This window comes from Burkholderia stabilis, assembly GCF_001742165.1.
In the GTDB taxonomy this organism is placed as follows: Bacteria; Pseudomonadota; Gammaproteobacteria; order Burkholderiales; family Burkholderiaceae; genus Burkholderia; species Burkholderia stabilis.
This window is the reverse complement of the sequence record NZ_CP016443.1, coordinates 2,947,906-2,960,629: the sequence shown is the minus strand read 5'-3', so window position 1 is coordinate 2,960,629 and position 12,724 is coordinate 2,947,906. Positions and strand designations below refer to the sequence as shown.

13 protein-coding genes are annotated in these 12,724 nt (G+C 69.5%); 8 read left to right on the top strand and 5 right to left on the bottom strand.

The genetic code is table 11. From position 1 onward, the window contains the following. Positions 1-33 precede the first annotated feature (33 nt). The 3 genes from BBJ41_RS31095 to BBJ41_RS31085 are packed head-to-tail and all read left to right on the top strand — an operon-like array spanning position 34 to position 3,501. The gene (locus BBJ41_RS31095; RefSeq protein ID WP_069749993.1) at positions 34-936 is read left to right on the top strand and encodes an SDR family NAD(P)-dependent oxidoreductase; all 903 of its coding nucleotides are present in this window, start codon (positions 34-36) and stop codon (positions 934-936) included. Then, positions 933-2,510: a flavin-containing monooxygenase gene (locus BBJ41_RS31090; protein WP_069749992.1), complete on the top strand. Its 1,578-nt coding sequence runs from the start codon at positions 933-935 to the stop codon at positions 2,508-2,510. The genes BBJ41_RS31095 and BBJ41_RS31090 overlap by 4 nt, the downstream gene beginning before the upstream one ends. Before the next feature lie 7 nt (positions 2,511-2,517). Then, a complete protein-coding gene (locus BBJ41_RS31085; protein WP_069749991.1) occupies positions 2,518-3,501 on the top strand; it encodes an alpha/beta fold hydrolase in 984 nt (327 codons plus the stop codon). Between the two features lie 68 nt (positions 3,502-3,569). On the opposite strand, the gene BBJ41_RS31080 is transcribed toward BBJ41_RS31085, so the two are convergent. Continuing rightward, positions 3,570-3,968 carry a carboxymuconolactone decarboxylase family protein gene (locus tag BBJ41_RS31080; RefSeq protein ID WP_069749990.1) on the bottom strand — a complete coding sequence of 133 codons (399 nt, stop codon included), beginning with the start codon at positions 3,966-3,968 and terminating at the stop codon, positions 3,570-3,572. A 379-nt stretch (positions 3,969-4,347) separates the two neighbouring features. Next, the gene (locus BBJ41_RS42205; protein ID WP_472293375.1) at positions 4,348-5,523 is read right to left on the bottom strand and encodes a highly repetitive protein; all 1,176 of its coding nucleotides are present in this window, start codon (positions 5,521-5,523) and stop codon (positions 4,348-4,350) included. On the opposite strand from BBJ41_RS42205, the gene BBJ41_RS42200 reads away from it, so the two are divergent. From BBJ41_RS42200 to BBJ41_RS31055, 4 genes are all read left to right on the top strand, one after another. Next, positions 5,507-7,024, top strand: a complete 1,518-nt coding sequence (locus BBJ41_RS42200; RefSeq protein WP_175972512.1) for a collagen-like triple helix repeat-containing protein — start codon at positions 5,507-5,509, stop codon at positions 7,022-7,024. The genes BBJ41_RS42205 and BBJ41_RS42200 overlap by 17 nt on opposite strands. 124 nt (positions 7,025-7,148) lie before the next feature. Then, entirely contained in the window at positions 7,149-8,432 is a 1,284-nt protein-coding gene (locus tag BBJ41_RS31065) for an isoprenylcysteine carboxylmethyltransferase family protein (protein WP_069749988.1), read from the top strand. Positions 8,433-9,005: 573 nt separating this feature from the next. Next, a complete protein-coding gene (locus tag BBJ41_RS31060) occupies positions 9,006-9,632 on the top strand; it encodes a histone acetyltransferase (protein ID WP_069749987.1) in 627 nt (208 codons plus the stop codon). A 105-nt stretch (positions 9,633-9,737) separates the two neighbouring features. Further along, on the top strand, positions 9,738-10,310 hold the full coding sequence (locus BBJ41_RS31055; RefSeq protein ID WP_069749986.1) for an NADPH-dependent FMN reductase: 573 nt from the start codon (positions 9,738-9,740) through the stop codon (positions 10,308-10,310). Between the two features lie 79 nt (positions 10,311-10,389). Here the strand turns inward: BBJ41_RS31055 and BBJ41_RS31050 are convergent, their stop codons facing one another. Next, positions 10,390-10,695, bottom strand: a complete 306-nt coding sequence (locus tag BBJ41_RS31050; protein ID WP_069749985.1) for a DUF4148 domain-containing protein — start codon at positions 10,693-10,695, stop codon at positions 10,390-10,392. A 240-nt stretch (positions 10,696-10,935) separates the two neighbouring features. On the opposite strand from BBJ41_RS31050, the gene BBJ41_RS31045 reads away from it, so the two are divergent. Further along, positions 10,936-11,439 carry a DM13 domain-containing protein gene (locus tag BBJ41_RS31045; protein ID WP_069749984.1) on the top strand — a complete coding sequence of 168 codons (504 nt, stop codon included), beginning with the start codon at positions 10,936-10,938 and terminating at the stop codon, positions 11,437-11,439. Positions 11,440-11,472: 33 nt separating this feature from the next. Here the strand turns inward: BBJ41_RS31045 and BBJ41_RS31040 are convergent, their stop codons facing one another. Next, entirely contained in the window at positions 11,473-12,081 is a 609-nt protein-coding gene (locus BBJ41_RS31040) for a DUF2894 domain-containing protein (protein WP_069749983.1), read from the bottom strand. Continuing rightward, complete coding sequence (locus BBJ41_RS31035; protein ID WP_069749982.1) at positions 12,078-12,722, bottom strand: OmpA family protein; 645 nt, start codon at positions 12,720-12,722, stop codon at positions 12,078-12,080. The genes BBJ41_RS31040 and BBJ41_RS31035 overlap by 4 nt, the downstream gene beginning before the upstream one ends. Between the last annotated feature and the right edge of the window lie 2 nt (positions 12,723-12,724).

Sequence of the window (12,724 nt, the reverse complement as noted above, 5' to 3'; positions counted from 1 at the left end):
GGCGCAGCGCAAGCGGAACGGGAGGAACGACGGATGAAGGGGTTTTCCGGCAAGGTCGCCGCGATCACGGGCGCCGGTTCGGGCATGGGCCGCAGCCTCGCGGTCGAGCTCGCGCGGCGCGGCTGCGAGGTCGCGCTCGCCGACGTCAACGAAACCGGGCTCGCCGGCACGGCGGCCGCCTGCGCGCAGCACGGCGTGCGCGTGAGCACACGGCGGCTCGACGTCGCCGACCGCGACGCGGTGTTCGCGTGGGCCGACTTCGTGCGCGCCGAACACCGCAAGGTCAACCTGATCTTCAACAACGCCGGCGTGTCGCTGGCCGCCAGCGCCGAAACCGCGCGCCTCGCCGATCTCGAATGGATCGTCGGCATCAACTTCTGGGGCGTCGTGCATGGCACGCAGGCGTTCCTGCCGCATCTGCGCGCGTCGGGCGACGGGCACGTCGTCAACACGTCGAGCCTGTTCGGGCTCGTCGCGATGCCCACACAAAGCGCGTACAACGCGACCAAGTTCGCGGTGCGCGGCTTCACCGAGGCGCTGCGCATGGAACTCGAACTCGACGGCGCGCCGGTCAGCGCGACCTGCGTGCACCCGGGCGGCGTCGCGACGAACATCGTCGATGCGGCCCGCGTCGATACCAGCATCCATTCGCTCACCGGGCAGGACGAAGCGACTCATCGCCGCCAGGCGAACCGCCTGATCCACGCGACGACGGCCGACGATGCCGCGCGGCAGATCCTCGCGGGCGTCGAGCGCAATGCGCGCCGCGTGCTGGTCGGCGCCGACGCGCGCCGGCTCGACCGCATCGCACGCGCGCTCGGCGCCGGCTACCAGTGGCTGATGCTGCGCCACGTGCGCCGCGCCCGCGCCCGCAACCTCGATCGCGCGCACGCCACGGGCGCGCTCCCGACCACGCCGACCAAGGACCCCGCATGACCTCGACGACCGACCGGCGCGACGCGCCGCCCGCCCCCGGCGCCCGCCGCGACAACGGCGACAACCGCGACCTCGACGTGCTGATCGTCGGCGCCGGCCTGTCCGGCATCGGCGCCGCGTATCACCTGAAGCAGCGCTGCCCGCATGCGAGCGTCGCAATCGTCGAGGCGCGCGACGCGATCGGCGGCACCTGGGACCTGTTCCGCTATCCGGGCGTCCGTTCGGATTCCGACATGTTCACGCTCGGCTACAGCTTCCGCCCGTGGCACAGCGACAAAGCGATTTCGGACGGCCAGACGATCCTCGACTACATCCGCGAGACCGCGCGCGCCTACGGCATCGACAAGACGATCCGCTACGGCCAGAAAGTCGTCGCGGCCGACTGGGATTCGAACCGCGCACGCTGGACGGTACGCATCGAACGCACGCGCGACGGCGCGACCGACACGCTCGTCTACACCTGCCGCTTCCTGTTCATGTGCAGCGGCTACTACGACTACGACGCCGGCTACCGGCCCGACTGGCCCGGCATGGACACGTTCGAAGGCAACCTCGTGCATCCGCAGCACTGGCCGAAGGACCTTTCGTATGCGAACCGGCGCGTCGTCGTGATCGGCAGCGGCGCGACGGCCGTCACGCTCGTGCCGTCGATGGCGGCCGACGCGCAGCACGTGACGATGCTGCAGCGCTCGCCGACCTACATCGTGTCGCTGCCCGCGCGCGACAAGATCGCGAACGCGCTGCGCCGCGTGCTGCCGTCGCGGCTCGCGCACCGGCTCGTGCGCGTGAAGAACGTGCTGCTGACGATGTACCTGTACAACGTGTCGCGCCGCAAGCCGGACCAGACGAAGAAATTCATCATCCGCGCGGCCAGCAAGCAGGTCGGCCCCGGCTTCGACGTCGCGAAGCACCTGACGCCGCGCTACATGCCGTGGGACCAGCGCGTGTGCCTCGTGCCGAACGGCGACCTGTTCAAGTCGATCCGCGCGGGCCGCGCGTCGATCGTCACCGACGAGATCGAGCGCTTCACGCCGACCGGCCTGAAGCTGAAGAGCGGCCAGCAGCTCGACGCGGACGTGATCGTCACCGCGACCGGGCTGAAGGTGAAGATGCTCGGCGGCGCGCGCGTCACGGTCGACGGCCGCGCGGTCGACCTGCCGGACACCGTGTCGTACAAGGGCATGATGTACAGCGACGTGCCGAACCTCGCGTCGTCGTTCGGCTACACGAATGCGTCGTGGACGCTGAAGGCCGAGCTGATCGCGCGCTACGTGTGCCGGCTGCTCAACCACATGCGCGCGAACGGCTACGACACGTGCGTGCCGCGGCTCGGCGCCGGCGATCTCGGCGACGTGCCGGCCGTCAACCTGAGCTCGGGCTACATCCAGCGCGCGGCCGGCATCCTGCCGAAGCAGGGCCACCGCAAGCCGTGGAAATTCCACCAGAACTACGTGCTCGATCTCGCCTCGCTGAAGTTCAGCGGGCTCGCCGATTCGGCGATGCAGTTCGAACGCCGCGCGAAAGCCGGCCCGGCCGCCACGCCGGTGGCCGAACCCGCACTCGAAACCCGCTGAGGCCGACATGACCCATACGCTCCACCTGATCCAGACCGTGCTGCTCGGCTTCGTCGCGGTGCTCGCCGCGCTCGCGCTGTTTTCCGGGTACGTCGCCCGGCGCGTGACGCGCGCGTTTCCGCCCGAAGGCCGTTTCGTCGACATCGGCGGCGATCGCATCCACTACGTCGAATACGGCAACGGCGCGCCGATCGTGTTCGTGCACGGGCTCGCCGGGCAACTGCGCAACTTCGCGTACCTGCCGCTCGCGCGGCTCGCGCAGCAGCATCGCGTGATCATCATCGACCGGCCCGGCGCCGGCCGCTCGCTGCGCGGCGCAGGCTCGCAGGCGAACGTGTTCGCGCAGGCCCGCACGGTCGCCGCGTTCATCGACGCGCTGCGGCTCGACAAGCCCGTGCTCGTCGGCCACTCGCTCGGCGGCGCGATCGCGCTCGCGGTCGGCCTCAACCATCCGGAACGCGTGAGCCGGCTCGCGCTGATCGCGCCGCTGTCGCACCAGCAGCCCGAGCCGCCGGCGCCGTTCAAGCCGCTGATGCTGCCGTCGCCGCTCGTGCGCCGGTTCGTGTCGTGGACCTTCGCGATCCCGCTGACGATCCTGACCGGCCGCAAGGCCGTGCGCCAGGTGTTCGCGCCGGAAGACGTGCCGCGCGATTTCCCGGTCAAGGGCGGCGGCCTGCTCGGCATGCGCCCGCACGTGTTCTACGCGACCGCGACCGACCTGCTGTCGGCGCCCGCCGACCTGCCCGCGATGGAGCGCCGCTATGCCGACCTGTCGCTGCCGGTCGACGTGCTGTACGGCCGCGCCGATCCGATCCTGAACTGGCGCGAGCACGGCGAAGCGCTCGCGAAGAAATCGGCGCGCGTGCGGCTGAAGGTCGTCGAGGGCGGGCACATGCTGCCGGTCACGATTCCGGATGCAACGGCCGACTGGCTGCTCGAGGTCGCCGCCGCGCCCGCCGAGGCGGCCGCGCAGACGGCGCGCGTCGAGTAACAGACCCACGCCGGGCGAAGCGGGGCCTGATCTCGCGCCGCGCAGCCGATGCTGCCGATGCTGCGAAATCAGGCTTCGTCGTCGGGCACCTGCAGCCCGAGATCCGCGATCACCTCGCGCGCGTTGCGGAACGCCTCGACCGCGGCCGGCGCGCCTGCGTACAACGCGCTGTGCAGCAGCACCTCGCGGATCTCGACGAGGCTCGCGCCGTTGTTGAGCGCGCCGCGAATGTGCCCCTTCAGTTCCGTGCCGCGGCCGAGCGCCGCCAGCATCGCGCACGTGCACAGGCTGCGCGTCTTCAGGTCGATCCCGCCCCGCTGCCACGTGCTGCCCCACGCGTGTTCGTTCAGCCAGTCCTGCAGCGGACGCGAAAAACCGTCGAGGTCGCGCATCGCGCGCTCGACGAACGCCTCGCCCATCACGTCGGTCCGTCGCGCCTTGCCGTGTTCCCTGTCCTGTTCGCCCATGTTCGTGTCCTGAGTGGAGTCGTGGCCGCTTCGGTGCCGCCGGCAGCCGGGAGATTTCGGGTCATGTTTGCGGGACCGGCGCGTTTCGTCAAAGACGCCGCCCTCGGTTGGCGGTCGCCCGCGTCACGCGACGTCGGACGCTACGTAACATCGCGTCGCGCGTTACGGCTGCTGACGGGAACATCGCCGTTGCCTCACCGTCGCCTCGCCGGCGCACCGTGCGTGCCCGCCGCGCGAAACCGTTGTCACGCCGTTTAAATCGCGCCGATATTCCCGATTCCTGCAATAAAGCGCGATACCGTTTCGCACAAGCTGGCGTGGCGCGAAATTTGCAGTGGTGGCTTGGACACACTTCCAATGTCGAGGCCAACATGCAAAATTACTTCAAGAAGACGACGGTCACGCTGGCCGTCTCGTCGCTGCTCGCGCTGTATGGCTGCGGCTCGGTCGATGGACCGACCACCCCGCCGACGATCAAGCCGAGCACGTCAGGGACCGGCGGCAGTTCGGGGACTTCCGGCACGTCGGGTGGCGGGTCGTCGGGGACGTCGGGTGGCGGTAGTTCGGGGACGTCGTCGGGGACTTCTGGCACGTCAGGTACTTCGGGTACGTCGGGTACTTCCGGTACTTCGGGTACTTCGGGCACCTCCGGTACTTCAGGTACTTCCGGTACTTCCGGTACTTCGGGCACTTCCGGCACGTCGGGTACTTCCGGTACTTCAGGCACCTCCGGTACTTCGGGCACCTCCGGTACGTCGGGCACCTCCGGTACGTCGGGCACTTCCGGTACGTCAGGCACTTCCGGTACTTCGGGCACCTCCGGCACGTCGGGTACTTCCGGTACTTCGGGCACCTCCGGCACGTCGGGCACTTCCGGCACGTCGGGCACTTCCGGTACTTCGGGCACTTCCGGCACGTCGGGCACTTCCGGCACGTCGGGCACTTCCGGTACGTCGGGCACCTCCGGTACTTCGGGTACTTCGGGCACTTCCGGTACGTCGGGTACCTCCGGTACTTCGGGCACTTCTGGCACGTCGGGCACCTCCGGCACCTCCGGCACGTCGGGCACTTCCGGTACGTCAGGTACTTCCGGCACGTCGGGTACTTCCGGCACGTCGGGCACTTCCGGCACGTCGGGCACCTCCGGTACGTCGGGCACTTCCGGTACCTCGGGCACTTCCGGTACCTCGGGCACTTCTGGTACCTCGGGCACCTCCGGTACGTCGGGCACTTCTGGCACGTCGGGTACTTCCGGCACCTCGGGCACCTCCGGTACGTCGGGCACCTCCGGTACTTCGGGCACTTCCGGTACCTCGGGCACTTCCGGCACCTCGGGCACCTCCGGTACGTCGGGCACCTCCGGCACCTCGGGCACCTCCGGTACGTCGGGCACCTCCGGCACCTCGGGCACCTCCGGTACGTCGGGCACCTCCGGCACCTCGGGCACTTCCGGCACCTCGGGCACTTCCGGCACCTCGGGCACCTCCGGCACCGGCGTCACCCCGCTCGGCAACGTCCTCCAGAAATCCGGCAATCTCGTGACGGCAGTCGGCACGACGGTCGCGAACGGCGGTTCCGTGATCGGCGGCGTGCAGATCCCCGGCACGAACCCGACGACGGCCAACAGCATCGGCAACGCGGTCACGAGCCTCGGCAACGGCGTGCAGTCGCTCGGCAACGGCGTCGCGGCCGGCCTCGGCTCGATCGGCGTGTCGGCGAACCCGCTCGGACCGACCCTCACGTCGACCACCGGCCTGCTGACCGGCGCCGGCGGCGCGGTCAACAACCTCGGCAATGCGGTGAAGAGCCTCGGCACGGGCCCGCTGTCGCCGCTGTCGCCGGTCACGACGCTCGTCGGCGATCTCGTCAACACCGTCGGCGGCGCCGTCAACTCGACCGCATCCGGTCTCAACACGGCGCTGAACAGCTCGCCGGTCCAGCAGCTCGAAACGCAGGTCGGCAAGATCATCAACCCGATCACGAACACGCTGACCGGCGGCGTCACGACACCGGGCGCCACGCAGACGCTCGGCGGCGTGACGCTCCTCGGCACGCCGCTCAACGGCCTGCTGAGCGCGCTCGGCAACGGCCTCGCGCTTGCCGGCACGAAGGTCGGCGGCGCGACCGACAACCCGCTCGGCGTCGGTCTCGGCGGCGTCGTGGCGCAACTCGGCAACACGGTGACGTCCACCGGCGGCCTCGTCCACGACAACAACGGCAGCTCCAGCAGCGGCACGGGCGGCAGCAACCCGCTCGCCCCGATCACGGGCCTGCTCGGCACGCTGACGGGCGGGCTCGGCGGCGGCAGCTCGAGCGGTTCGGGCGGCACCAGCGGCACGAGCGGCGGCCCGCTCGGACCGGTCACCGGCCTGCTCGGCTCGCTGACGGGTGCACTCGGCGGCCTCGGCGGTTCGAGCGGCACCAGCGGAACCGGCGGCACGAGCGGCACCAGTGGCGGCGGCCCGCTTGCACCGGTCACCGGCCTGCTCGGCACGGTAACGGGCGCGCTCGGCGGCCTCGGCGGTTCGGGAGGCACCAGCGGAACCGGCGGCACCAGCGGCACCGGTGGCGGCGGCCCGCTTGCGCCGGTCACCGGCCTGCTCGGCACGGTAACGGGCGCACTCGGCGGCCTCGGCGGCGCGGGCGGCACCAGCGGGACCGGCGGCACGAGCGGCACTGGTGGTGCGGGTGTCGGCGGCCTGCTGGCGCCGGTCACCAACCTCGTCAACTCGCTGACGCCGCTTGGTGCAAGCCTGACCGGCACCGTCACGACGCCTGGCGGCAACCTGACCGGCACGCTCGGCGGCGTACTGACGAGCGGCCCGGTCGGCACGCTGACGGGCGCACTGACGACGCCGGCCGGCGGTGCAGGCGCGGGCGCGACGGTCAGCCCTGGCGGCGCAGCCGGTACGGTGACGACGCCGGCCGGCGGCGGCAGCGTCGTGGGCGGCCTGACCGGCAGCTCCAACGGCGGCGCCGCGGGCGGTGCAGGCAACCTGCTGTCGCCGGTGACGAACCTGCTCGGCGGTCTGCTGGGCGGCGGCACCAAGAAGTAAGTCACGCATCACGTATCAGAACCACAGGCCAATGGCCGGGCGCGCATCAATACAAAGCCCGGCCGATGGCCGGCGCCACCCGCTCAGCGGGGGCGCCGGCCTTCATCCCGACGAGGATCCCATCATGAATTCCACGCTCGACGGCATCGCCGCGGTCCAGGACCGCCCGCCCCGTTCCGCCACGCCGTTCCGCGCCGGCCTGCTCGGCATCACGGCCGGGCTCATCGCGCTGTGGGTCACGCGCGATCAGCCGGCCCTCGACGCCGCGACGCGCGCGGTCATCGCGAGCCTCGCGATCATCGGCACGATCGCGCTGCACGAAATCTTCATCTCGCGCGTCTACCTGCGCCCGAGCACGGGGCTGTCACGGCAAGCCGTCCGGCCGCTCGGCATCGCCCGCGTCGCGACGCGGCTCGGCGCGCTCGCGTCGATCTACGCCGGCATCGGGATGCTGTACTGGCTGCTGCCCGAATACCACGGCGATTTCTACCGGCCGTTCTGGTCGCTGCTGCGCTCGCTCGCGCCGTACGTGATCGTCGCCGCGCCGTTCTATTTCATGTGGATGGACCGCCATCAGCGCGAAACCGACGACGCCTACCTGCTGTGGGGCCGCTTCCTGTTCCGCCGCGAGAAGCCCGCGAGCTGGCAGCCGGTGCGCGAGATGCTCGCCGGCTGGGGCGTGAAGATGTTCTTCCTGCCGCTGATGACCGTCTATCTGTCGAAGGACGCCGACCATCTGACCGCGTCGCTCGCGCACATGATGAACGGGCCGATGACGCTCGCGACCTTCTCGTTCTTCTACGATCTGTCGTTCACGATGGACCTGATGTTCGGCACCGTCGGCTACCTGTGCACGTTCCGCATCCTCGACAGCCACGTGCGCACCGTCGAGCCGACCGCGCTCGGCTGGGGCGCCGCGCTGATCTGCTATCAACCGTTCTGGTCGCTGATCTCGGGCCACTACATCCGCTACGAAGGCACGCTGTTCTGGGACAACTGGCTGCTGTCCGCGCCGACGCTGCGCGTGATCTGGGGCACGGTGATCATCCTGCTGCTGCTGACCTACGCGCTGTGCACGATCTCGTTCGGGCTGCGTTTCTCGAACCTCACCAACCGCGGAATCATCACGTCGGGCCCGTACCGCTTCACGAAGCATCCGGCTTACATCACGAAGAACCTGTCGTACTGGATGGTGTCGGTGCCGTTCGTCGAGCCGCTCGGCTGGCAGGTCGCGCTGATGCACTGCGCCGGGCTCGTCGCGGTCAACCTGATCTACTACACGCGCGCGAAGACCGAAGAGCGCCACCTGATGCGCGACCCCGACTATCGCGCGTATGCCGAATGGATCGCGCAACACGGGCTGTTCGCGCGGATCAGGCAGGCGTTCGGGGTGCAGCAGCCGGCGTGACGGCCGGCCGGGGCGCCAACGCATCCCGGTCCCGCCACCGCGCCCGCGCCGACGTTTCATCGGCCCCGGCACACAAAGGCGCTCGCCACGCATTCCCCCTGCGCTGAACGATGCCTGTCCGCCCGCATCGTTCGGCGCGTCGACGCACCGCTCATTGCGACCAATTGTCGCGAAACGGCGCTTTTCTCCGCGTTTCTCCACCTTTCCCTACTCGTCCGATTGTCCGCCCCGACTGCCTCGCGTATGGTGCTGGCCGTCCGCGTGCGATCCGTCGCCCGGACACCCGACCGTCGTTCCACACGACGGCCGTGCGGGCCGTGCCCGCCGCTCACCGTCTCCGCGATGCCGCCCGCCGGCGCCGCGCATTCATGAGGAAAGAGGCGTGATCCACAAAGTCCTGATCCTGTTCGCACTCTGCATCGCGGGCCTCGCCGCGATCGCCGCCGGTTTCCAGCACATCCCCAGCTGATTCGCGGCCCCGGCTCGCTCGCCGAGCCCGGGGGCCGCACCCATTTTTTTCCCCTTTTGCGATGAACCACTTTCCTGAACCGCCCGGGACGGGCGGCTTTTGCCATGCGTATCGACGTACAGCATTCCCAGCACGACATCGACGATGAACTCGACGCGCTCTACGCGCGCCTCCACCAACCGGGCCATCGCCTGCACGGCCTGCCGGCCGTCGCGCTCGGCCGCTCGGGCCTGATCGTCCGCCACCGCGAGGCGGATGGCGAATACTTCCTGTATGTCGAGGAGCCGGCCGCGCGCCGGCTCGCCGGCTACACGGTGTTCAACCGCCTTCCCGAAATCCCGCGCCGCGCCGACCGCTACCTGCGCGCGCCGCATACGCGGCTGCGCGGCTCGGCGCAACGCCGGGGGCTCGCGACGACGCTGTATCGCTGGGGGCTCGACGCGGGCCTGTGCCTGATGAGCGGCGCACGCCAGTCGGTCGGCGCGGCGCAGCTGTGGACGACGCTCGCGCAGGATTACCGGCACGGCTTCGTCGATATCGAAGGCCGCGCGTTGCGCTATCTCGGCGACACCGTTGCCGACGACGTGCACGGCGCGCTGCATACGCGAAGGCTGTTGCTCGGCAACGGGTGGGCGATCGGGGAATTCGCGCGCGCAGCCGGAATGAGCGACATCGAACCGGTTCGACGCGATTACGCGACACGTTTCAACGCGGCAGCGCAAGCCGCGTAGCGTCGGCGGCACGCATCACGCCGCCCGAACGCCGATGCGATAATCCGTGCGACCTGCGGCGCGACGCCACCGCGCAATACGCCAATCGAAACGAAACGCACATCCATGGCTATCGAACCCCGCACCGACTCCGCCCGCCGCATCGACATCGTCGCGCTGTGCGGCAGCCTGCGGTCGCAGTCGTACAACGCCGCGCTGCTCGATGCGGCCGCGCTCGTCGCGCCGCGCGGCATGCGCATCGTGCGCTTCGATCGCCTCGGCGAATTCCCGCTGTTCAATCCCGATGCAGAATTTCCGTCGCCCGCCGCCGTACGCGACCTGATCGACCGCCTGAACGCAGCCGACGGCGTGCTGATCGCGAGCCCGGAATACGCGCACGGCGTGACCGGCGTGATGAAGAATGCGCTGGACTGGGTCGTCGGACGCGAGGCCGTCGTGTACAAGCCGGTCGCGGTATTGAATGCGTCGCCGCGTGCGACGCATGCGGACGCGGCGCTGCGGGAAACGCTGTCGGTGATGTCGGCGCGCATCGTCAAGCACGCGTCGATCGCGCTGCCGATCCTGGGAAGTCAGCTCGATGCGGCGGGCATCGCCGCGCATCCGCCGTTCGCGTCGGCGCTGGCCGATGCGCTGCACGCGTTCGCCGCGGAGATTGCCGAAGGCGCGCCGCCGCGCTGACGTCGCGTATCCGGAAACGCATCGCAGTCCGGACGAATCGGACATTGCGCCCGCCGGCAGGCGCAATGTCCGCGCCGGATCATCGTCCGCGATAGATCGGCAGCTCGCGGGCAATCGAGCCCGACTCGCTCGCGGCGGGCGCCATCGTCCCGTATCCGCTCGTATCGGCCGCCGGCGTGTTGGCCGAACCGATCTTCATCAGCGCTTCCGACAGCCGCGCCGGATAGTGCGGGTCTTCGCCGGTCTGACGGTAGCCGGCCGCGTGCAGCGCGGCCAGTTCGGCCGTGACCTCCGCGCGCGTCACGGTGGATTGGGGCGCGGCCCATGCGGAAACAGAAGCGGTCGCGGCAACCGTCGCGAGAACGTACTGAGCAAGCTTGTTCATGTGAACTCTCCTGAGCATCGACGACGTTGTCGATGGAGAGTGAGTCGAGCCGCAAGCGCAAAGATGACACACGCCGACGGAATTTATTCGACGTCGTGTCGTCATGCGGCTATCGGGCGTCGCGCCCGATGCGGGCCGCGTGCCCGGACGAAAACCGATTGGTTGTCAGATCGGGCCGGCTCGCGCGACTACAGATAGGTGGCCAGGCGCCACCTTCCGTTCTCGTTCAAAGGGTCCGATATGAAAACCAGAATCTGGATATTGATCGCGTCGCATCTCGCGACGGCGCTCGTGGCATTCGCCGCCGGCATCTACGTGCTGCCGATCCTGACGGCATCGGAAGGCGCAAGCGCGGTCGAGCTGCAAGTCGCCGCCGAAAACACGCGCCATACCGGCCGCTTCGAACGCAACCTGCCGGGCAGCGATGCGCTGCACTGGGCGAACGGCAAGCTGACGATCACCGATTCGTCGATCGCCTTCGAAGGCGACATCGCGCCGGGGCCCGACTACAAGATCTATCTCGTTCCGGAATTCGTCGACACCAAGGCGTCGTTCCTCGCGATCAAGTCGCAGGCCGCGCGCGTGGGCGATCTGAAGACATTCGGCAATTTCGTCGTGCCGCTTCCCGCCGACGTGAATCCCGCGCAATACACGTCGGTCGTGATCTGGTGCGAACGGTTTTCGAAATTCATCAGCGCGGCGCGGTATCAGAATGCGGCGGCGTCGGGCCAGGTATCGATGTGACCGGCCTCCGCGGCAATGGCGCGCGGGCGTGCGCTACCGGCTCTTGACGCGCGTGCCTTTCTTTACCGTCTTCGCGCGCGGCGCTTCCTTCTCGGGCTGCGCGCCGCCGCCGGCGAGATCCTCGAGCCACGCGAGCGCATCGACGTACGACAGGAACTGCTGCAGATATTCCGGCGACAGCTCGCGCATCGTCGCAAGCGACCGGTGCACGAGGCTGTTCGAATTGAGCGGCCCCGCGTTGCGCGGCACCTGGTCGAGCGACTGGCGGTACTGCTGTTCCGTGCGGACCTTCGACCACATCGTGCGGAAGTAGTCGACCAGTTCGGGATCGAGCCCGCGCCGGTCGGCCTGCGCGTCGCGCGCGAGCCGTTCGACGAGCCCGGCAAGCGCGCCGCGCGGTGGCACGCCTGCCGTTGCCGCACGCTCGACCGCGCCTTCACCGGCTCGCGCGACGACTTCCGCAAAGCCTTCCATCAGCGTCGCCAGCCGCGCATCGAGCAGCCCGCGCGCATCGCCGCCGAGCACGGCCGCGCGCCGTTCGAGCGCGTCGATCCGGTGAAAGCGCACGGGGTCGAGCCGATCGGCGCCCTGCTCGCGCCATGCGTCGAGCGTCGCGCGCGCATGCGTCGCGTCGTGCGTCACCGCGCCTTCCCTCCGTTCGACGCGGTCTTGCGCGGCACCGGCGCGATTTCCACGCGGCGGTTCTTCGCGCGGCCTTCATCGTCCGCGTTCGAGCTGACCGGCTGCTCGGAGCCGAACGCGGCCGCGAACACCGACGAAGCCGGCACGCCGGCGTCGATCATCGCGCGCGTGACCGTCAGCGCACGCTTGGCCGACAGCTCCCAGTTGTCCGCGAACTGGCGGTTGCCCGCATGCACCTGCTGGTCGTCGGCAAACCCGCTGACCATCAGGATCTCGTCGCGCGTCTTCAGGTAAGTGGCCAGCGGCACGGCCAGTGTCTTCAGCAGGTCGCGGCCGGCGGGCTGCAACTGGTCGGAGTTCAGCGCGAACAGCACGTTGCCGCTGATGCCGATGCGCCCGTTCACGAGCGTCACGCGGCCGGCCGCGAGCGGCCCGGCGAGCGCCTGTTCGAGCGACTTGCGCTGCTGCGCTTCCTGCTGGCGCGCACGCACCGCTTCCTCGAGCTTCGACGTGAGCTGCAGCTGCATGCCGATCACGCCGACGAGGATCAGCACGAACGCGCCGAGCAGCACCGACATCAGGTCGGCGAACGCGGGCCACACCGGCGCGGATGGCGCGCCGCCGTCGATTTCGTCGTGCATGC

Excerpts from the sequence above, each read along its gene's own strand:
- BBJ41_RS31095 (WP_069749993.1), top strand. The coding sequence starts at position 34 with ATGAAGGGGTTTTCCGGCAAGGTCGCCGCGATCACGGGCGCCGGTTCG.
- BBJ41_RS31090 (WP_069749992.1), top strand. The coding sequence starts at position 933 with ATGACCTCGACGACCGACCGGCGCGACGCGCCGCCCGCCCCCGGCGCC.
- BBJ41_RS31085 (WP_069749991.1), top strand. The coding sequence starts at position 2,518 with ATGACCCATACGCTCCACCTGATCCAGACCGTGCTGCTCGGCTTCGTC.
- BBJ41_RS31080 (WP_069749990.1), bottom strand. The coding sequence starts at position 3,968 with ATGGGCGAACAGGACAGGGAACACGGCAAGGCGCGACGGACCGACGTG.
- BBJ41_RS31065 (WP_069749988.1), top strand. The coding sequence starts at position 7,149 with ATGAATTCCACGCTCGACGGCATCGCCGCGGTCCAGGACCGCCCGCCC.
- BBJ41_RS31060 (WP_069749987.1), top strand. The coding sequence starts at position 9,006 with ATGCGTATCGACGTACAGCATTCCCAGCACGACATCGACGATGAACTC.
- BBJ41_RS31055 (WP_069749986.1), top strand. The coding sequence starts at position 9,738 with ATGGCTATCGAACCCCGCACCGACTCCGCCCGCCGCATCGACATCGTC.
- BBJ41_RS31050 (WP_069749985.1), bottom strand. The coding sequence starts at position 10,695 with ATGAACAAGCTTGCTCAGTACGTTCTCGCGACGGTTGCCGCGACCGCT.
- BBJ41_RS31045 (WP_069749984.1), top strand. The coding sequence starts at position 10,936 with ATGAAAACCAGAATCTGGATATTGATCGCGTCGCATCTCGCGACGGCG.
- BBJ41_RS31035 (WP_069749982.1), bottom strand. The coding sequence starts at position 12,722 with ATGCACGACGAAATCGACGGCGGCGCGCCATCCGCGCCGGTGTGGCCC.